Raw genomic sequence first — 18,129 nt, 5'->3', positions numbered from 1 at the left:
CACCCGCGCGCGCTCCCGCTCACCACTCGCGCGAGTCGCCCGAGTTCGGGTGGTCGTAGCTGACGACGCCGGGCACGCCGTGGCGGTGGTGCGTCCTGCCTCCGTCGACGGGGGCCGTCTCGTGCCCGGCCAGCTGATGGACCCACGGCGGCTGATGGTCCACGTTCACCGACCCCGCGCCGGTCGTGAAGTACGCGACGATCGGGGGGCTCGTGACGAACGCCGCGGCCACCACCGCGCCGTCGCGGATCCGCACCAGCGCGTCGCGGGCCAGCAGGTCGCGCATCAACGTGGCGAACGCCGCGGGATCGACGGATGCTGCCTCCTTCGGCGCGTCCGGCAGCTCCGCACTCAGCTGGCCGACGACCTCCTCGCGCTGCGCCGCCGTAAGGCGGGAGAAGGCGGCCGCGTACGCCCTGTCGGCGACGCTCGCCGGCACGTTACCCAGAACATACGCGTATCGCGCGATCTGCTCGTCCGAGGTGATCGCGGGTTGAGCGTGACGCCTCTTCACGATTCCTCCCGACCCGATGAGCGCCAGATTACGCTCGCCGCCTCTCGCCGTCGATGGGCACCGCGGTGAGGCCGGGGAGACCTGCTGCGGACGATTCCAGCGCGCGCCCGCCATCGGGTTCGGCCGCCCAGGCGGACGAGGCGGCCTTCGAGATCCACACACGTCACCTGCGCCGAGGATAATGCGTCCATGACGGCGGCCCCATTGCCGTCGTGGGAGGAGCCGACCGTGATGGATGACGTGCCGGTGGAAGGTCTGCGGGAGTACATCGAGCATCTGCGGCAGCAGGGCTATTCGGTGCGGGACGGGCACACTGCGGATCCGGATCTGATCGACCCGCACGGGAACCCCGTCTACACCTGGCAGGAGGGCTACCCTCACGCCGAGTTGATGGACCGCGACGCGTACGAGTTCGAGAAGTATCGGCTGCAGATCGAGCTGCTGAAGTTCCAGTACTGGCTCGAAGACAACGGCAGACGCGCGATCATCCTGTTCGAGGGCCGGGATGCCGCGGGCAAGGGCGGCACCATCAAGCGATTCACCGAACACCTCAACCCGCGCACCGCCCGCGTGGTCGCGCTCAGCGCCCCCACCGAGCGGGAGCGCGGGCAGTGGTACTTCCAGCGGTACGTGCAGCACCTGCCGACCGCGGGCGAGATCGTGATGTTCGACCGGTCCTGGTACAACCGGGCCGGCGTGGAACGGGTGATGGGGTTCTGCACCGACGACGAGTACGAGCAGTTCATGGTGCAGGCACCCCATTTCGAACGGATGCTGGTGGACTCCGGCATCCATGTCACGAAGTTCTGGTTCTCGGTGTCGCGCACCGAGCAGCGCACCCGGTTCGCGATCCGCCAGCTCGACCCGGTCAGGCGTTGGAAGCTGTCGCCGATGGACCTCGCCTCGTTGGACCGGTGGGAGGACTACACGAAGGCCAAGGAGGAGATGTTCCGCCGTACCGACAAGAAGCACGGCCCGTGGATCATCGTGCGCTCCAACGACAAGAAGCGCGCCCGCCTGAACGCGATGCGGTTCTTCCTGCGCCAATTCGACTACGACGGCCGCGACGACGCCGTCATCGGTCGCCCCGACCCACTGCTGGTGATGCGCGGCATCCGCGAGACCGCGGACGAGTAAGGCCCGGGCCCGGCTTCGCGCTAACCGTCACCGCTGCCGATGATCCACCGCACCTGGGCCGCGACCCTGATCGGCCTGTCGCGCGCGGCTGGCACTAAGCCTGATCGACAGGTCGATACGGCTCGAGGTCGGCGGTCGACCGGAGCCCGATCCGCGGGAGACACGCGACGGCGGTCGCGGCGATGGCCGAGACGGCGGTCGCGACGAGGAACACCGTTGACGCGGCCTGCGAGTAGAGGCCGGGCGCGGCCGCGACGTTCACCGCCGCTTGGCTCGGCACGTACGCGGCGACGATCGCACCGAAGACGGCGAGGCCGGCCGTCGATCCGAACGTGCGGCAGAAGATGATGGCGCCGCTCACCGCGCCGACATCTCGCAGACGCGTGGCATTCTGCGCGACGAGGATCAGGTTGGTCACCGTCATGCCGAGGCCCGCCCCGACGGCGCAGGTCGCGGCGACGACCCACCACAACGGCGTGGTCGTCGTGAGCGGGATGAGCCCGGCGTTCCCGGCGACCAGCAGGCCCGTGCCCAGGAGGAGGTAACGCCGCAGCCGGCCGCTCCGGGTGCTCATCCGGCCGACGAGCACCGCCGCTATGAAGGTCGCGACGGCCATCGGCATGAGGAGCACGCCGGCCGCGAGTGCGGATGCGCCTCGGCCCAGCTGGAGATACTGGGTCACGAAGATCGTGCCGCCGAACATCGAGACGCCGACGGCGCAGCTGGCGAGGGCAGCCAGCGCCGACGCTCGCCCGGCGAGTGCTCGCAGCGGGATGATCGGCTCCTTCGCCCGCCACTCCCAGGCGGCCGCGGCGGCGAGCACGCCCGCGGACGCCACGACGAGCGCGATGGATGCGAACGACAGGGGCGCGAGCTGCTTCCCGACGAACGAGATCCACCCGAGCAATCCGGTCAGGCCGATGACGAGCAGAGCAGCGCCGACGTAGTCGACGGATCCCTTCACGACGGCGAGCGCCTTCGGCATGACGATCTGGACGATGACGGCGGCCACCAGCGCCACGGGCACACCGATGAGGAAGCACAGCCGCCAGCCGATGCCCGGGATTCCGACGAGCAGCGCACCGACGACCGGTCCGCTGATGGTGGCGACGATCTGCGACAGCCCCATCACGCCATTCACCTGCGCGCGGGCGCGAGGTACGACCAGGCGCGCCGCGAGGGTCTGCGTCAGTGCGATGTGGCCGCCGATTCCGACGCCCTGGATGACCCGTGCGGCGATGAGCAGGTCCGCGGTGGGCGCGAGGCCGCACAGCAGCGCGCCGGCCGTGTAGAAGCCGAGCGACCACTGGAGGACTGTCTTGGCGTCGAACACGTCGCCGAGCCGGCCCCAGAGCGGCGTCGTCACCGTGGACGCCAGTGCCGTGGTGACGAACATCCAGGTGTAGTGGAGCGTCGTCCCGTCGATCTCCCGAGTGATGCCGGGGAGCGCCGTCGCGATGATCGTGCCGCTCATCATGCCCACGAACTGAACGAGCATGAGGACGCCGATCTGCACCCGCAGCCGCCGCGTGTCGCGGCGGCCGGGCTTCACGGCCGGGGGCCGGGTCGCCTCGCGACGACCCGGCCCCCGGGTTCTGAGGATCGCCACCTCAGACGACGGCCGTCAACGCCGCCGAACCGACACCAGGGCGCTGGAGCGGGAAGCCGGGAACACCCGTCGCCTCGGTGCCCCAGGAACGCTGCACGTCCTCGACCATCGCGACCGTCCCGAACAGGAACTCGATCGAGTACAGCGCGTGCCAGTAGCGGCTCGGCTCGGCCTCGCCGGTCGCATCGGCGACAACGTAAGTGTCGTAGCCCCGCGCGTGCGCTTCGCGCGCGGTCGTCTCGACGCAGATGTTCGTCGTCACGCCGCAGATCACCACGCTGCGGATGCCGAGCCCGACCAGGAGCGGTTCCAGCCGTGTGCCGTAGATGGCGCCGGGCCGCGACTTGTCCACGACGTACTCGGTGGGAAGCGGAGTCAGTTCGTCGATGATCTCGACGTCCTTGCTGTGCTCGCCCATGCGCCGCGCCGTCTCCGGCTTCGCGAGCGCGCGTCCTCGCCGAGGCAGGGCGTCCGCGTGGTCATAGAGGTTCGTGGCACGCGTGAAGATGACCGGCACGCCGGCCTCACGTGCCGACTCCACCAGCGCCACGCAGCCCGGCACCGCCATCGCGAACGGCTCCTGGGTGGGCGCGATGCCCAACGAGTACTCCTCCTCGATGAAACCGCGCTGCATGTCGATGACGATGAGCGCGACATCCTTCGCCGCGACGTCGACGGGTTCGCCGTCGGTGCCGTTCATCCAGGTGTCGAAGGTCTTCAAGTGCCGCTTCCTCTCCATGGGTTCGCCGCTCACGAGGCGGTCCTTTCGAGCCAGGCGAGGTTCGTGACGTTCTCGCCGCGTTTGAGCGGGTACCCGGGCACGCCCGTGACCGGCGCGCCCCACGAGCGCTGCACGTCGGCGACGGTGCACACCGTGCCGAACAGGAACTCGATGGTGTAGAGCGCGTGCCAGTGACGGCTGAGCTCGGCCTCGCCGACGGCGTCCTCGACGACGAAGGTGTTGTAGCCCTTCTGGCTCGCGTCGCGGGCCGTCGTCTCGACGCAGATGTTGGTGGTCACGCCGCAGATGACGACGCTGCGGATCCCCTTCGCCGTGAGGAACGGCTCGAGCCGAGTGCCGTAGAAGGCGCTGGGGCGCGACTTGTCGAGGACGATGTCCCCGGGCTCGGGGGCGAGCTCGTCGATGATCTCGATATCGACCGTTCCCTCCACGAGGCGGGGTACGAGCGGCGTCCCCTCGAGCCGCCCGGCGGGGCTCAGCTGGTCCTCATTGCCCGGCAGGTATGCGTACCGCGTGTAGATGATGGGCACCCCGGCCAGGCGGGCGGCCGCGATCAGGTTCGCGGTGCCGGGGATCGCCGCAGCGAAGGGCTCCTGCGTCTCGGCGATGCCGAGCGAGTACTCCTCGCGCAGGAAGGCGTTCTGCATGTCGACCACGATGAGGGCGACATCGGATGCTGCGACCTCGACGGGCGACGAATACTCGCCGTCGAGCCATCCCTGGAAGGTCTTGCGTGGCATGGTCTGTCCTTTCGGTGCAGGGGCGGCGGGTCGTCCGCCGCCCCCTGCGTGGATCACTGGATTTCGGCGTCCTTCATGATGAAGAGGCCATCGGGGCGGGGCTCCCAGACCACCGCAGGGTTCACTCCATAGGCGGCGGTCGGCGTGTACAGGGGCGCGACGTAGCCGTTCTCCTGGTTGATCTCCCAGATCTGCGAGATGACCTCCAGCCGCGCAGCATCCGCCACCGCCTTCTGATCCACCACGAGCTGCTCGATCTCGGCGTCGTCGAAGTAGTTGGTCGCCTCGGCAGAGAAGAGGAACCGCAACGGAAGGCCGGCGTCGAGGATCGACGGCGAGAACTGGCCGAGGAACAGGCCCGTCAGACCGTGCTCGCGGTTGATGATGTCGTAGCTGGCGTTGTCGGTTCCCTCGAGCTTCACGTTGACTCCGACCTCGCTGAGCTGGCCGGCGATCGCCTGCGCCAGTTCCGCGCCGAGCGGGATCACCCCGTCGAGCGCGTACTGGAACGGGATCTCCTCGCCGGCGTATCCCGCCGCTTGGAGAGCCGCCTCGGCCGCGGCAGGGTCGTACTCGACCGGCTCGAGAGTGTCGGAGAAGCCCACCACCGTCGGGGCGACGAGTTGGCTGTTCGGCTCGGCGCGGCCGTCCAGGATCGTGTCCACGATCGCCTCGCGGTCGATCGCCTGGAGGAAGGCAGTGCGCAGGGCGGCGTCGGCGAGCGGCCCGCTCTCGGTGTTGAAGCCGAGGTACACGACCTGGTGGCTGGGGATCTCACGCACCTCCGCACCGCCGGTGGCCTCGACCGCGGGGATCTGGGCTGTGGGGATCGAGGCGATGTCGACCGTCCCCGACTGCACGCCGGTGACCCGGGCGTCGTCGGCGGGGACCGGCACGAACTCGACCGTGTCGAGGGCGGGCGCGCCCGCGAAGTAGTCGTCGAACTTCTCGACGACGACGGACTGCCCGCGCTGCCAGCTCACGAACTGGAACGGCCCCGAGCCGACGGGCTGCTCGTTGAAGCCGTCGGCTCCGAGCTCCTCGTAAGCGGCCTGGGGGACGATCGAGATGAGCGTCGTCTGGCGCGGCCACTCGGAGAACGGACTGGAAAGGGTGAAGCGCACGTGCGTGTCGTCGACCGCCTCGACGGACGTCATGTCGGTCAGCCACAGTTTGCGGTTGCTGTCGGGGTCGGCGAGCACCTCCTCGAAGGAGAAGACCACGTCGGCGGCGGTCATCGTGGACCCGTCGTGGAAGACGATGTCGTCGCGCAGTGTGAAGTCCCAGACGGTGAAGTCGTCGTTGGAGGTCCACTCGGACGCGGCGCGGGGCCCGACGCTTCCGTCGGTGTTGATCTCGGCGAGCTGGTCGAACAGGTTGAACTCGAGGCTCAGCGCGCCGAAGGACCCGCCGACGACGGGGTTGAGGTTCTCAGGGTCCTGGGTGATGGCCACGGTGACCGAGGTGGCGGACTCGCTGCTGCTGCCGGGCGAGGGTGTTCCGGCGCATGCGGTGAGCAGCGCGACGGCTGCGATCGAAGACAGGGCGCCGAGCGCCCACCTGGTGCGATTGCGGGACATGTGAATCCTTTTCGGGTGGAGGCGTGATGCAGGGAGCGGGTGGTGCATCGAGCTCGTCAGCTCGGCCGACGTCGTGGGTCGGGGGTCGGGATCGCGGACAGCAGCGTGCGCGTGTAGTCGTCCTGGGGTGCCAGGAAGATCTCCTCGGTGGGTCCTTGTTCGACGATCCGGCCGCGCCGCATGACCGCGACGCGGTGCGACACGTGCCGGACGACCGACAGGTCGTGCGCGACGAACAGATATGAGACGCCGAGCTCGCGCTGGAGCTCCGCCAGGAGGTTGATGATCTGCGCCTGGATCGACACGTCCAGCGCGGAGACGGGCTCGTCGAGGATCACGAGGCGAGGCCGCAGGGCGAGCGCACGCGCGATGCCGATGCGCTGGCGCTGCCCGCCCGAGAACGCGGCCGCCTTGCGGGGCGCGTACTCCCAGGGCAACCCGACCCAGTCGAACAGCTCCTTGACGCGCGCCTCCGAGTACCGGCGGTGCAGGCGCAGCGGCTCCGCCACGATGTTCTTCGCCGACATGCGCGGGTCCAGTGAGGAGTAGGGGTCCTGGAAGACGACCTGCGCGTTCGAACGGGCCTTGGCTCGCTCGCGGCTGCCCCACGCGTTCACGTCGGCGCCCATCACGCGGACCGTCCCGGAAGTGGGCTCGTGGAGACCGAGGATCGTGCGCACGAGCGTGGACTTGCCGCATCCCGACTCACCCACGAGCCCCACCGTCTCGCCGGGCTCGACCGCGAGGGACACCCCTGCGACGGCCTGGAAGGTCTCGGTCGTGAAGCCGACTCGCTTGCGGAAGTGCTTGTGCACGTCGATGACCTCGAGGGCGAGCGGTCGGTCCGCGATCGCCTCGGACTCGGAGGACATGCGGCGCAGTCGTCGGCGTTCGAGCAGGGCGGTCATGACGCCTTCACCTCCGAGGCGAGCACTGCGGGCGCGATGGTGGGTATCGGTGCGCCGACGGGCAGCGAACCGTCGACGAGGGGGAAATGGCAGGCGAGCGACCCGCCCTCGGCGCCGATCAGGTGGGGCCGGGTTCCGCACTCGTCGCGATCACGTCCGATCTCGCATCGCGGCTGGAACGGGCAGCCTGCCCCGCGGCCGGCAGGAGTGGGCGGCTGGCCGGGAATCGCGTACGCCGCACCCCCGGCGGTCTCGAGGCTGAGCACGCTCGCGAGCAGGCCGGCGGTGTACGGATGCTGCGGCCCGTCGAAGATGCGGTACACATCATGGGTCTCGACGATGCGACCGCTGTACATGACCGCGACACGGTCGGCGACCTGGGCGACGAGCCCGAGGTCGTGGGTGATGAGGATCATCGCCGAACCCGACGCCGCGCGGGACGCGGCGAGCACCCGCATGACCTGGGCCTGGATCGTGACGTCGAGCGCCGTCGTGGGTTCGTCGGCGATGAGCAGCGCCGGATCGTGCGCCATCGCGCCGGCGATCAGCGCTCGCTGTCGCATGCCGCCCGACCACTGGTGCGGATAGTCCCGCGCCTTGGCGGCCGCATCCGGGATGCCGACGCTCTCGAGCAGCTCGACCACCCGGCGCCGCGCACCCGCTCGCCCGATCGAGCGATCGTGGAGGCGGACCCCTTCGGCGAGCTGAGATCCGACGCGACGGACCGGGTTCAGCGTGGTCATCGGGTCTTGGAAGACCATCGCGAGGCTCCCGCCGCGCAAGTCGTTCAGCGAGCGCTCGTCCAGGTCGAGAAGGTCCGCGCCTTGGAACCTGATCCGTCCGGAGGCGACCCGGGTGCCGGGCGGGAGCAGCCCCATCACAGCGAGCATCGTGATGGACTTTCCCGATCCCGACTCCCCCACCAGGCTCAGCACCTCCCCCGGAGCGACCGAGAAGCTGACGTCGTCCACGAGGGCGATGGGTCCGTACGCGGTGTCGGCCTCGACCACGAGGTTCTCCACCTCGAGGACGGGCGTCTGGTCGGCGCTCATCGGCGCACTCCCTTCCGAGCGGGGGCGACCGATTCGGTCGTGAAGCGCTGGCTCAGGAACTGCATGCCGGCGACGAGGACGAAGAGCGCCAGACCCGGGAGGATGACGAGCCACGGGTTGATCTGCAGGTACTTCTGGCCTTCGGTGATCATGGCGCCCCAGCTCGGCACGGGCGGCTGCACGCCGAGTCCGAGGTAGTCCAGCGAGGACTCGATCCCGACGATGACCGCGATGTCGAACGACGCGATGACGGCCATCTGCGGCAGCACCTGCGGAAGCACATGGGTGAACACGGTGCGTCCGTGCGACCCGCCCTGCGTGAGCGGCGAGACCACGAAGTCACGGTCGCGCAGCCCCATCGCCAATGCGCGTGCGACGCGGGCGTATCCGACCCAGTAGGTGAGCCCCAGCGTGATGACCATCAGCTGGGTGCTCGGACCGAACACCGCCGACAGGGCGATGAGGAGGATGACCACCGGCATCGCGAGCTGCACGTCGGACAGTGCGCCGATCCCCGAGTCCAGCAGGCCACCGCGGTAGCCGGCGATGAGTCCCAGAGTGACGCCGATGACGAAGTTGATGACGACGACCGTGACGGCGATGCCGACCGACACCAAGCCGGCGAGGGACAGCCGGCTGAGCACGTCGCGTCCCAGCGAGTCGGTGCCGAGCGGGTGGTCGGCATCAACGAAAGGAGGCATCATCGCGTCGACCAGATCCTGTTCGAAGGGGTCGTAGATCGGCAGGAACGGGACGACCACGATGAGGAGGACGATCGAAGACAGGAGCGCGATGCCGATGTACATCGGGACCGTTCCGCTCGGTCGAAGCGCGCGTTGGCGCCTGCGCCGGCCGAGCGCCGGCACTGCGAAGCGGGAGACGGCGACGGTCATGCGAGTCTCACTCTCGGGTCGATGGACGCGGTGATCAGGTCGACGATCAGATTCACCAGGACGAAGAACACCGCCACGACGGCGAGTCCCGCGAGCACCACCGGGAAGTCGCGGCCGTTCACCGCCTGCAGCAGCACCTGGCCCATCCCCGGCCACGCGAAGACGGCTTCGACGATGACGGTGCCGCCGAGCAGGCCGCCGAGGTTGAGGCCCGCGATCGTCAGCACGGGCACGAGGGCATTCGGGGTCATCTGGGCCACCACCACGGCGCGATGCGACTGGCCTTTGGCATAGCTGGCCCGCACGTAGTCCATGCCCTGCTGCTCGCCGAGCGCGGATCCGATCAGCCGCAGGTACAGCGCGAACTGAGCTGTCGCCAGGCAAGCCACCGGCAGCACGAGACTCTGCGGACCCTGGTTCCCCAAGGACGGCAACCAGCCCAGGAGTACCGAGAAGACGAAGGCGAGCAGGACTCCGAACAGGAAGTCGGGGATCGCCTGGCGCAGCGAGCCGAGCCACAGCAGTGCCAGCCGCAGCCAGTTCCACCGGGTGACGAAGATCAGAAGGGCCACGAGCATCGCAGCGCCGAGCCCGATGGCGAAGGAGGTGATCGCCAGCTGGAACGTCGCAGGCACCCGGTCGATCAGGAGGTCGAGCGCCGGGACCTTCTGACGGTAGGAGTCGCCCACGGTGCCGGTGAACAGCCCCGCGAGGAAGTCCAGGTACTGCTGCCAGAGCGGCTTGTCGAAGCCCAGGGCTGCGTTGAACGCGTCGATCTCCTGCTGGGTGGCTCCTTCGGGAAGGATCAGCGCGCCCGGCTTCCCCGAGAGCCTGCCGAGGAAGAACCCGATGGTCAGGACGGCGAACACCGTCACGATCGCCTGGCCGATCTTGCGGGCGATGTAGGTCGGCATCGCCTCTCCTCTCAGTGGGTCGGATCTCTGCGGATCAGCTCCCCATCGAGCCGGGTGAAAACATTGGACGTATTGCGTCGTGGCTCGATTCTTACCGAGACCATCGCGGTCGGTGGTTTCGCGTTTGTAAACTCCGGCGCTCGAAGACGTTTCAAGACCCGCGATTTCCCGCAGCTGCATGAGAACCCAAAAACATTGGACATTTGCCTTGCCCTCGCTCCTGACGACGGCTATCGTTCTGAGAGCCGACCTGGGGGAAGGAGACCGCATGCCGCTCGACGCCGACATCGACGTCGCCCGAATCAGACCTGCCTACGATCAGGTCGCGGGGCAGTTGAAGCTTCTGATCCTGAACGGATCCCTCGCACCTGGGGAGCGCCTCCCCGTCGAGTCCTCGCTCGGCGCCGCGTTCGGCGTCTCCCGCAACACGGTGCGAGAGGCCCTGCGGATGCTGAGCTCCGCCGGCCTCGTCCGCACCGAACGAGGCGTCAACGGGGGCACCTTCGTCGCCCAGGTCGCGCCCGAGGACGTCAGCGACTATCTCGAGTCCCGCCTCGGACTGCTGGTGAGCAGTGATTCCATCTCCGCCGCCGATCTCGCCGAGGCCCGCATCATGCTCGAGGTCCCGTGCGCGCGGCAGGCTGCGCTCCGGCGCAGCGAGCAGGATCTCGCAGACCTCCAGGCGATCGTCGATGCCGAACGCGACGACCATACGGGCTGGTCTCGCGGCGAGCACAGCCACGAGTTCCACCTGCGGCTGCTCAGCGCAACGGGCAACGCGGTGATGGAGCTGATGCTCGCGCCGGTCCTCGCCATCTCACGTCCGAACATGCTGCAGCCCAAGCCGGGAACGTGGGATGCCGCCAACAGCGACCACGCGCGGATCCTCGAGGCGGTGCGCAGCGGCGACGCCGACCTCGCCGCTGCGGTCACGCTCGAGCACCTTCGCCGAGTCCGCGACATCACCGATCCCGCGTACGACGACGCCTCGCACTGAACCCCACCCGACACCGTCGTCGGTCACCGCCCCCATCGGGAATCCCCCAAGAAAGGACGCACCACCATGACCGACACCGCCACCGACATCGTCGAGATCACCCCTGAGACCGCCCGGGCCTGGATGGACATCGCGCTGGAGGAGGCCCGCGCCGGAAAGGACGAAGGCGGCCAGCCCATCGGCTCGGTGCTCGTCGGCCCCGACGGCGAGATCCTCGGGCGCGGGCGCAATCGGTTCGCCCAGCTCGGAGACGTCTCCGCACACGCCGAGACGCAGGCCTTCTCGGATGCTGCGTACCGCGAGTCCTACGCCGGCACCACGATGGTGACCACGGCCGAGCCCTGCTGGTACTGCTCCGGCCTGATCCGCCAGTTCGGCATCTCGCGCGTCATCATCGGCGCTGCCACCGGCACGGGCGGCGCCGCCTCCCTGGAAGAGCTCGGCCACGAGGTGCACCGCATCGACGACGCCGAGTCGATCGAGTACCTCGAGGGACTCCGCTCCGCCTGGAAGAAGTAGCAACGCGCGTCAGGGGTGTGACCCGCCGAGCGCAGGTCGCACCCCTGATCGATGGCCCCGCGGCAGCCGTCCGCCTACGCCGCGCCGTTCGCGCCGCCGAGATCGCGGATCGGGTCCAGGATCGCTTCGGCGGCCCAGGTCGCGGCGTCGGCGATGTCGCGACCGCTCATCCCCAGCTCCCGCCGCATCGTCACCCAGGTCGCGGAGGAGTCGAGGTGGCAGAGCGCCGCCACGACGGCCCGGCGATCGTCGTCGCCCAGAGATGGCACCTCGCGGCGCAGCATCCCATCGAACTCGGCGCGGAGGGGAACGGGGTCCGCGCCGTTCACGCCCCGCATCGCGGTCTCGGCGACCACGTGCGCCAGCTCGGGACGGCGGTCATACGCCTCCATCGCCTCGCGGATCGCGATCGGCACGTCGAAGATCGAGTCCGACTCCGCGCGCGTGAAGATGGTCCGCTCGATCCACGCCGACGTCGCCAGAAGGAGGTCGACGCGGGTCGGGTAGTAGCGGAAGACCGTGCGCTCCCCGACGCCCGCGCGCAGCGCGATCAGGCGGAACGACACATCATCGGTACCGACCTCCTCGATCAGCTCGGCGTAGGCGGCGAGGATCGCGGCCTGCGTCCCCGAGACCTCCGGTGCGGGCACGGGCGTGGGCACTACGCGGCCCGATTCGCCTCGGTCGCCGCGGGGAGCACCCGGCGCACGGCGAGATCGAACACCTGGAACGTCTCTTCGGCGCTCATGTCGAATCCGGTCCGCATCCGCGCCCAGAACATCGGTGAGGCGAAGTAGCGGAGGGATGCTGCGGCACGCCGCGCGTCGCGGCGATTCAGGGTGGGCGCCGTGGCGTCGATCATCGCCACGATCGCCTCGGTGATCGGCGCGACGGATTCGTCCCCGGTCGGGGACAGTGCACCGCCGCGGGCTGCGACGAAGGCGAAGGCCGGTTCGGCGTCGTAGGCGCGGAAGCGCGCGCGCACCGCCTCACGGAACTCGGTCGCCGTGCGGAACTCCGGGACCGGGAAGTGCTCGGCCTCGATCCAGCGTGCCAGTGCCTCGAGGAGGTGCGACCTCGTCGGGAAGCGACGGTAGATCGTGCGCTCCGACACGGCCGCCGCCTCGGCGAGCTCGAGGTAGGAGACATCCTCGAAGGTGCGCTGTCGCAGCAGCAGGGCGGCGCTCGCGAGGATCGCAGACGGGGTGTCGACGACCTCGTCCATCACAGCATCCTTCCCCGCCCGTCTCGATGGGGCGTCGCCGGCTCCGCCGGGAGGACGTATCGGTCGGAGTCGTCGAGCGTCAGTGCCAGGGACGAGACGAACTGCAGCTCGCCTCGCGGACCTGTCTCGGCCGAGGCCAGCATATCCGGCCGCTCGAAGGTGTAGCCGGTGACGTGGCAGCGCAGCCGCTCGCCGGACGGATTGCCGTCGCTGTCGAGGATCGGCGTCGGGATGCCGTCCGATGTGCGGCGGAGGTAGTACCGGCCGCGGGTCACGACCGCCATGAGCGGGGTGACGACGACGGCGACGCCGATGGCAACGAGTACGGAGAAAGGCTGCATCGCCGGACCGAACGCGCCGGCGAAGCACAGCAACGAGAGCAGGGAGGCCAGGCCCACGGAGACGGGGCCCACGGGATTCCAGTTGTGGAGCATTCCGCGGCGGAACTCCGGGAAGAGCGGGGAGAGCCGCAGCAGGTGCTTGTTGATCACGATGTCGGCGGAGATCGTCACGAACCATGCCATGACGACGTTCGCGTAGAGACTCAGGACGAACGAGATGAGACTGAACACGTCCATCAGCATGAGCGAGAGCGCGATCGCGAGATTGAAGAGCACGAAGACGGTCCGGCCCGGGTAGCGCTTCTTCACGCGTGTGTACACGTTCGACCAGGCGAGTGAGCCGGAGTAGGCGTTCGTCACGTTGATCTTGACCTGAGCGATCACGATGAGCAGGAGAGCGAGCGCGAGGGCGGTCCAGTCCGGCAGAAGCGATCGGTACATTCCGAGGAACTGCTTCACCGGCTCGACAGCACGGTCCGCGATCGTCGGATCCACCTTCGTCACGAGGTAGACCGCGAGGAAGAGCCCGATCACCTGCTTGGTCCCGCTGAAGATCACCCAGCCAGGACCGCTGAAGACGAACGCGGCCCACCACGACCGCGAGTTCACGGCGGTGCGGGGCGGCATCACGCGGATGTAGTCGATCTGCTCGGCGAGCTGCGGGGTCAAGGCGAAGCACACCGCTGCGCTCGCGACGATGGCGCTGAAGCTCACGGTGCCGTCGGAGGCGCCGGTGAACCCGATGAACTCGGTCACCGCGTCGGGCTGGGTGAACACGACCCAGATGAGCGGAAGCAGCGCGAGCGCGAGCCAGAGCGGGGTGGTCCAGAACTGCAGCCGTTCGAGCGCCCGCATGCCGTAGATCACGATCGGGATCACGACCACCGTGGAGATCACGTACCCGACGGGCAGCGGGATCCCCACCGCGACCTCCAGGCCCTGGGCCATGATCGCGCCCTCGAGCGCGAAGAAGATGCATGTGAAGCCGGCGAAGACCACGGTCGTGATGATCGAGCCGTGGTAGCCGAAGCCCGAGCCGCGGGCGATGAGATCGAGGTCCAGGTTGTACCGCGCCGCGTAGTACGCGACGGGGAATCCGACCAGGAAGATGATGACGGAGGCGAGAAGGATGCCGAGCACGGCGTTCGTCGTGCCGTGCTCGAGTCCGACGCTCGCGCCGATCGAGAAGTCGGCGAGGAAGGCGATCGATCCCAGCGCGGTGCCGCCGACGGACAAGGCGCTCCAGCGCCGGAACGAGCGCGGCACGTACCGGAAGGCATAATCCTCCAGGCTGTCCTCGGCCGCAGCGCGCGCATCCCCGCCTCGCACGCCGGCCCTCACGCCCGGCGCAACCACGCTCACCTCCAGGACATCCACGATGTCTGGATTCTGCCGCGAGGGTGTTTCGTGCGCGTTGCAGCGGGGAATCGATCTGATTCAGATCGCCATCGCGTCGCGCACCGCGTCGACGGCGCCGGCCCCTCCCTCGCCGGTGATCCTGATCCGGCCGGACTGCAGCACGTAGAACGTGTTCGTGGACCGCAGCGCGAAACCGACGTGCTGCTCGACGAGCAGCACCGAGAGGTCGCCACGGCGGGTGAGGTCGATGATGACGCGCTCGATGTCGGCGACGATGTTCGGCTGGATGCCCTCCGTGGGCTCGTCGAGCACGAGGAGCCTCGGCTTCGTCAGCAGGGTGCGGGCGATCGCGAGCTGCTGGCGCTGTCCGCCCGACAGCAGGCCGGCGCGCCGCCCCAGCAGCTCCTTGAGGACGGGGAAGAGGTCGAACACCTCGTCGATGTCCGACTGCCGCTTCGCCACCAGCTGCAGATTCTCGAGCGTCGTCATCTGCGGGAACGACTGCTGCCCCTGGGGGACATAGCCCAGACCGCGCTGAACCCGCCGGGAGGGAGGCATCCGTGTCACGTCCTCGCCGTCGAGCAGCACCTGGCCGCTCATCACGGGAATCAGCCCCGTGGCCACGCGGAGCAGCGTCGTCTTGCCGGCGCCGTTGTGGCCCATGACCGACACCGCCTGCCCGGTCGGGATCTCGACGGTGACGTCGTGGAGCACCTTGGTGCGCCCGTATCCCGCGGTGACACCCTTGATCTCGAGCATCAGTGGTCGCCCTTCCCTTCGACGGCGGCATCCGCCGCGGACCCGAGGTAGACCTCCTGGACCCGCTTGTCGGCCTGCACCTGCTCGACCGTCCCCGCCGTCAGGAGCTTTCCCATGTGCATGACGGTGACCCATTCGGCGTAGCTGCGGACGAAGTCCATGTCGTGCTCGATGACGATGATCGTGCGCTCGTCGCCGATGCGGCGCAGGAGCTGCCCGGTCTCGTCCCGCTCGTCGGCGTTCATGCCGGCGACGGGCTCGTCGAGGAACATCACCTTCGCGTCCTGCACGAGCAGCATGCCGATCTCGAGCCACTGCTTCTGGCCGTGCGCGAGGGTGCCGGCCGGCTTGTCTCGCTGCGCGGTGAGCCCGATGGTCTCGAGGGCGTCCTCGACATACGACGGCACGCCGCGCCTCGTGAGCGGCAGCCGCCACGCCTTGCGATGGACTCCACCGGCGATGTCGAGGTTCTGCAGCACCGAGAGCTCGTCGAAGACGGTCGCGGTCTGGAACGTTCGCCCCACGCCCGCCCGGATGATCTTGTTCGTCTTCGTCGACAGCAGATTCATGCCGTCGTACATCGCCGTGCCCGTGGCCGGGACGAGCCCGGTCAGCGCGTCGACGAGCGTTGTCTTGCCGGCGCCGTTCGGCCCGATCAGGAAGTGCACCTGCCCCTTGAGCATCAGCAGGCTCACGTCATCCACCGCCGTGAACTCGTCGAAGCGCACGGAGAGGTTCGACACCTTCACGGATGTCTCGGCGTCAGGAGTCAGCGGCTCGCCGGCGTCCGCGACGGGAGGCGTCGTTTCGATCCCGCTCATGCTGCGAGCCCCTTGTCTGCCTTGGTCCGCCCGCCGGCCCGAGCCCGCACCGCGCCCCACATCCTGCCGAAGAGCGAGGCGAGCCCGTTCGGGAGGAACAGCGTCACCAGGATGAACAGCAGACCGAGGATGTAGATCCAGCCTTCGGGCCAGCTCGACGCGAGACTCGACTGGCCCCAGCCGATCGCCATCGCCCCCAGCACCGGGCCGAAGAGCGAGGCGCGGCCGCCGAGCGCCACACCGGCGATGAACAGGATCGAGGCGGAGGCGCCGATCTCCTGCGGCGTGATGATGCCGACGAGGGGCACGAACATCGCGCCGCCGATGCTGGCCATCACGGCGGCGATGACGAACGCCACCAGCTTGATGTTCGCCGGGTCGTAGCCGAGGAAGCGCACGCGATCCTCGGCGTCGCGGGTCGCGAGCAGGAGCTCGCCGAAGCGGCTGCGGTAGAGCTGCCAGGCCACGAGCATGCACACGATGAGCAGGGCCACCGTGATCATGTAGATCATGAGCTTGTTCGCGTCGTCGTTCAGGACGTAGCCGAAGAAGTACTTGAAGTCGCTGAGTCCCGTGTCGCCGCCGGTCTCGCGGATCGTCGAACTGACCAGGACGGCGAGTGCGACCGCGAGCGCCTGCGTCAGGATCGCGAAGTACGCGCCTTTCACGCGGCGCTTGAACAGCGCGAACCCGAGAACCCCTGCCACGATCACGGGCAGCAGCACGATGGCCAGCACGGTGAACCACTCGCTGCGGAACGGCTCCCAGAACGCGGGGACGGCAGCCAGCGGGTCGTACAGGATCATGAAGGTCGGCGTCGCATCGGGCCCGGCCGTCTCGAGCGTCATGTGCATCGCCATCGAGTAGGCGCCGAGCGCGAAGAACACGCCCTGCCCCATGACGAGCATTCCGCCTCGCCCCCACGCCAGCCCGATGCCCACCGCGACGATCGCCCAGGCGCAGTACTTGCCCAGATTGCTGATCCAGTGCATCGACAGCACGGAAGGGGCGACGACCAGAAGAAGCACTGCGAACACCGCGATGCCGATGAGCGAGAGCCACGGGTTGAGGTTCCGTGCCGCGGGCTTCGCCAGGTCGGGGCTCGCGAGTTCGATCTTCGTCAGCTCGGTCATGCCAACCCCCTGGTGCGGACGGTGAAGAGCCCTTGCGGGCGGAGCTGCAGGAAGACCACGACGAGGACGAAGGCGAGCACCTGTGCGAGGCTCCCGCTCGTCCAGTCGGCGAAGAACGCCATGGCGACGCCGATCACCCACGCAGCGATGACGGTGCCCTTGATCTGCCCGATCCCGCCGGCCACCACGACCAGAAAGGCCGGGATGATGTACTGCACTCCCATCTGGGAGTTCGTGCCGCCGATGAGAGACGCCGCGACTCCCGCCACGCCGGCCAGACCCGATCCGACGAAGAAGGTGATGCGGTCGACGTTGCGTGTGCGCACCCCGACCGTCTCGGCGAGGTCGCGATTCTGCACGGTCGCACGGATGCGGCGACCGAAGGAGGTGTACTTGAGCCAGGCGGCGAGCGCGGCGACGCACACTCCCGCGAGCGCGATCGTGAACGCCTGGCGGAGGGGCCACGCGTACCCGAAGATGTCGATCTGACCCTGCAGCCACCCCGGATTCTCGACCGGGACGCCCTGGGCAGGGAAGATCTGCAGGGCGACCTGCTGCAGGATCAGCGAGACGCCGACCGTGGCGAGCAGGGTGTCGAGCGGCCGGCGGTACATCCACTGGATGATGCTCACCTCGAGCAGGAGCCCCAGGAGCCCGGCCACGAGGAAGGCGGCGGGGAGCGCGAGCGGGATCGAGATGTCGCTGGAGGGCACGACCAGCTGGGTCAGATAGGTGACGAAGGCGCCGACCATGATGAACTCGCCGAGCGCCATGTTGATCACCCCCATCTGACCGAAGATGAGCGTGAGCCCGAGGGCTGCCAGCAGCAGCAGCGCACCCACGGCGCTGCCGTTGAGCAGCGGTGGTATGAGTGCATCCATGTGCG

The 18,129-nt window shown here is 68.6% G+C and carries 19 protein-coding genes; 3 read left to right on the top strand and 16 right to left on the bottom strand.

All coding sequences use genetic code 11. The features are described 5' to 3' along the window. Nucleotides 1-19: 19 nt before the first annotated feature. The gene (locus ACFQ7C_RS12080; RefSeq protein ID WP_378901094.1) at nt 20-514 is read right to left on the bottom strand and encodes a hypothetical protein; all 495 of its coding nucleotides are present in this window, start codon (nt 512-514) and stop codon (nt 20-22) included. Nucleotides 515-745: 231 nt separating this feature from the next. On the opposite strand from ACFQ7C_RS12080, the gene ppk2 reads away from it, so the two are divergent. Beyond that, nucleotides 746-1,651: a polyphosphate kinase 2 gene (gene ppk2 / locus ACFQ7C_RS12075; protein ID WP_378901325.1), complete on the top strand. Its 906-nt coding sequence runs from the start codon at nt 746-748 to the stop codon at nt 1,649-1,651. Nucleotides 1,652-1,745: 94 nt separating this feature from the next. Here ppk2 and ACFQ7C_RS12070 read toward each other — a convergent pair whose 3' ends face one another. The 8 genes from ACFQ7C_RS12070 to ACFQ7C_RS12035 are packed head-to-tail and all read right to left on the bottom strand — an operon-like array spanning nt 1,746 to nt 10,089. After that, entirely contained in the window at nt 1,746-3,203 is a 1,458-nt protein-coding gene (locus tag ACFQ7C_RS12070; protein ID WP_378901092.1) for an MFS transporter, read from the bottom strand. 58 nt (nt 3,204-3,261) lie between these two features. After that, nucleotides 3,262-3,981, bottom strand: a complete 720-nt coding sequence (locus ACFQ7C_RS12065) for a cysteine hydrolase family protein (protein ID WP_378901089.1) — start codon at nt 3,979-3,981, stop codon at nt 3,262-3,264. Nucleotides 3,982-4,010: 29 nt separating this feature from the next. Beyond that, nucleotides 4,011-4,742, bottom strand: a complete 732-nt coding sequence (locus ACFQ7C_RS12060; RefSeq protein ID WP_378901087.1) for a cysteine hydrolase family protein — start codon at nt 4,740-4,742, stop codon at nt 4,011-4,013. 53 nt (nt 4,743-4,795) lie between these two features. Next, nucleotides 4,796-6,322, bottom strand: a complete 1,527-nt coding sequence (locus tag ACFQ7C_RS12055; protein WP_378901085.1) for an ABC transporter substrate-binding protein — start codon at nt 6,320-6,322, stop codon at nt 4,796-4,798. Between the two features lie 56 nt (nt 6,323-6,378). Continuing rightward, nucleotides 6,379-7,230, bottom strand: coding sequence for an ATP-binding cassette domain-containing protein (locus ACFQ7C_RS12050; RefSeq protein ID WP_378901083.1), 852 nt, complete (start codon nt 7,228-7,230; stop codon nt 6,379-6,381). Next, the gene (locus ACFQ7C_RS12045; RefSeq protein ID WP_378901081.1) at nt 7,227-8,282 is read right to left on the bottom strand and encodes an ABC transporter ATP-binding protein; all 1,056 of its coding nucleotides are present in this window, start codon (nt 8,280-8,282) and stop codon (nt 7,227-7,229) included. Before ACFQ7C_RS12045 ends, ACFQ7C_RS12050 begins: the two co-directional genes overlap by 4 nt. Continuing rightward, nucleotides 8,279-9,175 carry an ABC transporter permease gene (locus ACFQ7C_RS12040; RefSeq protein ID WP_378901079.1) on the bottom strand — a complete coding sequence of 299 codons (897 nt, stop codon included), beginning with the start codon at nt 9,173-9,175 and terminating at the stop codon, nt 8,279-8,281. The genes ACFQ7C_RS12045 and ACFQ7C_RS12040 overlap by 4 nt, the downstream gene beginning before the upstream one ends. Then, nucleotides 9,172-10,089, bottom strand: coding sequence for an ABC transporter permease (locus ACFQ7C_RS12035; protein WP_378901076.1), 918 nt, complete (start codon nt 10,087-10,089; stop codon nt 9,172-9,174). The genes ACFQ7C_RS12040 and ACFQ7C_RS12035 overlap by 4 nt, the downstream gene beginning before the upstream one ends. Before the next feature lie 268 nt (nt 10,090-10,357). Between ACFQ7C_RS12035 and ACFQ7C_RS12030 the strand changes: the two genes are divergently transcribed. Together ACFQ7C_RS12030 and ACFQ7C_RS12025 are read left to right on the top strand one after the other, a co-directional pair. Further along, nucleotides 10,358-11,086 carry a FadR/GntR family transcriptional regulator gene (locus ACFQ7C_RS12030; RefSeq protein WP_378901074.1) on the top strand — a complete coding sequence of 243 codons (729 nt, stop codon included), beginning with the start codon at nt 10,358-10,360 and terminating at the stop codon, nt 11,084-11,086. Between the two features lie 66 nt (nt 11,087-11,152). Next, the gene (locus ACFQ7C_RS12025) at nt 11,153-11,605 is read left to right on the top strand and encodes a nucleoside deaminase (RefSeq protein ID WP_378901071.1); all 453 of its coding nucleotides are present in this window, start codon (nt 11,153-11,155) and stop codon (nt 11,603-11,605) included. A gap of 74 nt (nt 11,606-11,679) precedes the next feature. Here ACFQ7C_RS12025 and ACFQ7C_RS12020 read toward each other — a convergent pair whose 3' ends face one another. From ACFQ7C_RS12020 to urtB, 7 genes are read right to left on the bottom strand one after another with little or no spacing between them, the layout of a single operon-like run. After that, a complete protein-coding gene (locus ACFQ7C_RS12020; protein WP_378901068.1) occupies nt 11,680-12,267 on the bottom strand; it encodes a helix-turn-helix domain-containing protein in 588 nt (195 codons plus the stop codon). Beyond that, nucleotides 12,267-12,830 (bottom strand): TetR family transcriptional regulator, encoded by a 564-nt coding sequence (locus ACFQ7C_RS12015; RefSeq protein WP_378901065.1) that lies wholly within the window; start codon nt 12,828-12,830, stop codon nt 12,267-12,269. The genes ACFQ7C_RS12020 and ACFQ7C_RS12015 overlap by 1 nt, the downstream gene beginning before the upstream one ends. After that, complete coding sequence (locus ACFQ7C_RS12010) at nt 12,830-14,548, bottom strand: purine-cytosine permease family protein (protein WP_378901062.1); 1,719 nt, start codon at nt 14,546-14,548, stop codon at nt 12,830-12,832. The genes ACFQ7C_RS12015 and ACFQ7C_RS12010 overlap by 1 nt, the downstream gene beginning before the upstream one ends. Nucleotides 14,549-14,608: 60 nt before the next feature. Next, nucleotides 14,609-15,289 carry an urea ABC transporter ATP-binding subunit UrtE gene (gene urtE, locus ACFQ7C_RS12005; protein ID WP_378901059.1) on the bottom strand — a complete coding sequence of 227 codons (681 nt, stop codon included), beginning with the start codon at nt 15,287-15,289 and terminating at the stop codon, nt 14,609-14,611. Next, the gene (locus ACFQ7C_RS12000) at nt 15,289-16,110 is read right to left on the bottom strand and encodes an ABC transporter ATP-binding protein (RefSeq protein WP_378901056.1); all 822 of its coding nucleotides are present in this window, start codon (nt 16,108-16,110) and stop codon (nt 15,289-15,291) included. The genes urtE and ACFQ7C_RS12000 overlap by 1 nt, the downstream gene beginning before the upstream one ends. Further along, nucleotides 16,107-17,243 carry an urea ABC transporter permease subunit UrtC gene (urtC, locus tag ACFQ7C_RS11995; protein ID WP_378901052.1) on the bottom strand — a complete coding sequence of 379 codons (1,137 nt, stop codon included), beginning with the start codon at nt 17,241-17,243 and terminating at the stop codon, nt 16,107-16,109. The genes ACFQ7C_RS12000 and urtC overlap by 4 nt, the downstream gene beginning before the upstream one ends. Next, entirely contained in the window at nt 17,240-18,124 is an 885-nt protein-coding gene (gene urtB, locus ACFQ7C_RS11990; protein WP_378901049.1) for an urea ABC transporter permease subunit UrtB, read from the bottom strand. Before urtB ends, urtC begins: the two co-directional genes overlap by 4 nt. Nucleotides 18,125-18,129 lie beyond the last annotated feature (5 nt).

It is taken from the genome of Microbacterium sp. NPDC056569 (assembly GCF_042793475.1).
Classification (GTDB): domain Bacteria; phylum Actinomycetota; class Actinomycetes; order Actinomycetales; family Microbacteriaceae; genus Microbacterium.
This window is presented reverse-complemented; position numbering and strand designations above follow the sequence as displayed.

What these genes read in the sequence shown, in the direction of transcription:
- ACFQ7C_RS12060 (WP_378901087.1), bottom strand. Translation starts at nt 4,742, where the DNA reads ATGCCACGCAAGACCTTCCAGGGATGGCTCGACGGCGAGTATTCGTCG.
- ACFQ7C_RS12030 (WP_378901074.1), top strand. Translation starts at nt 10,358, where the DNA reads ATGCCGCTCGACGCCGACATCGACGTCGCCCGAATCAGACCTGCCTAC.
- ACFQ7C_RS12000 (WP_378901056.1), bottom strand. Translation starts at nt 16,110, where the DNA reads ATGAGCGGGATCGAAACGACGCCTCCCGTCGCGGACGCCGGCGAGCCG.
- ACFQ7C_RS12015 (WP_378901065.1), bottom strand. Translation starts at nt 12,830, where the DNA reads ATGGACGAGGTCGTCGACACCCCGTCTGCGATCCTCGCGAGCGCCGCC.
- urtC (WP_378901052.1), bottom strand. Translation starts at nt 17,243, where the DNA reads ATGACCGAGCTGACGAAGATCGAACTCGCGAGCCCCGACCTGGCGAAG.
- urtE (WP_378901059.1), bottom strand. Translation starts at nt 15,289, where the DNA reads ATGCTCGAGATCAAGGGTGTCACCGCGGGATACGGGCGCACCAAGGTG.
- ACFQ7C_RS12025 (WP_378901071.1), top strand. Translation starts at nt 11,153, where the DNA reads ATGACCGACACCGCCACCGACATCGTCGAGATCACCCCTGAGACCGCC.
- urtB (WP_378901049.1), bottom strand. Translation starts at nt 18,124, where the DNA reads ATGGATGCACTCATACCACCGCTGCTCAACGGCAGCGCCGTGGGTGCG.
- ACFQ7C_RS12045 (WP_378901081.1), bottom strand. Translation starts at nt 8,282, where the DNA reads ATGAGCGCCGACCAGACGCCCGTCCTCGAGGTGGAGAACCTCGTGGTC.
- ACFQ7C_RS12035 (WP_378901076.1), bottom strand. Translation starts at nt 10,089, where the DNA reads ATGCCGACCTACATCGCCCGCAAGATCGGCCAGGCGATCGTGACGGTG.
- ACFQ7C_RS12055 (WP_378901085.1), bottom strand. Translation starts at nt 6,322, where the DNA reads ATGTCCCGCAATCGCACCAGGTGGGCGCTCGGCGCCCTGTCTTCGATC.
- ACFQ7C_RS12040 (WP_378901079.1), bottom strand. Translation starts at nt 9,175, where the DNA reads ATGACCGTCGCCGTCTCCCGCTTCGCAGTGCCGGCGCTCGGCCGGCGC.
- ACFQ7C_RS12050 (WP_378901083.1), bottom strand. Translation starts at nt 7,230, where the DNA reads ATGACCGCCCTGCTCGAACGCCGACGACTGCGCCGCATGTCCTCCGAG.
- ppk2 (WP_378901325.1), top strand. Translation starts at nt 746, where the DNA reads ATGGATGACGTGCCGGTGGAAGGTCTGCGGGAGTACATCGAGCATCTG.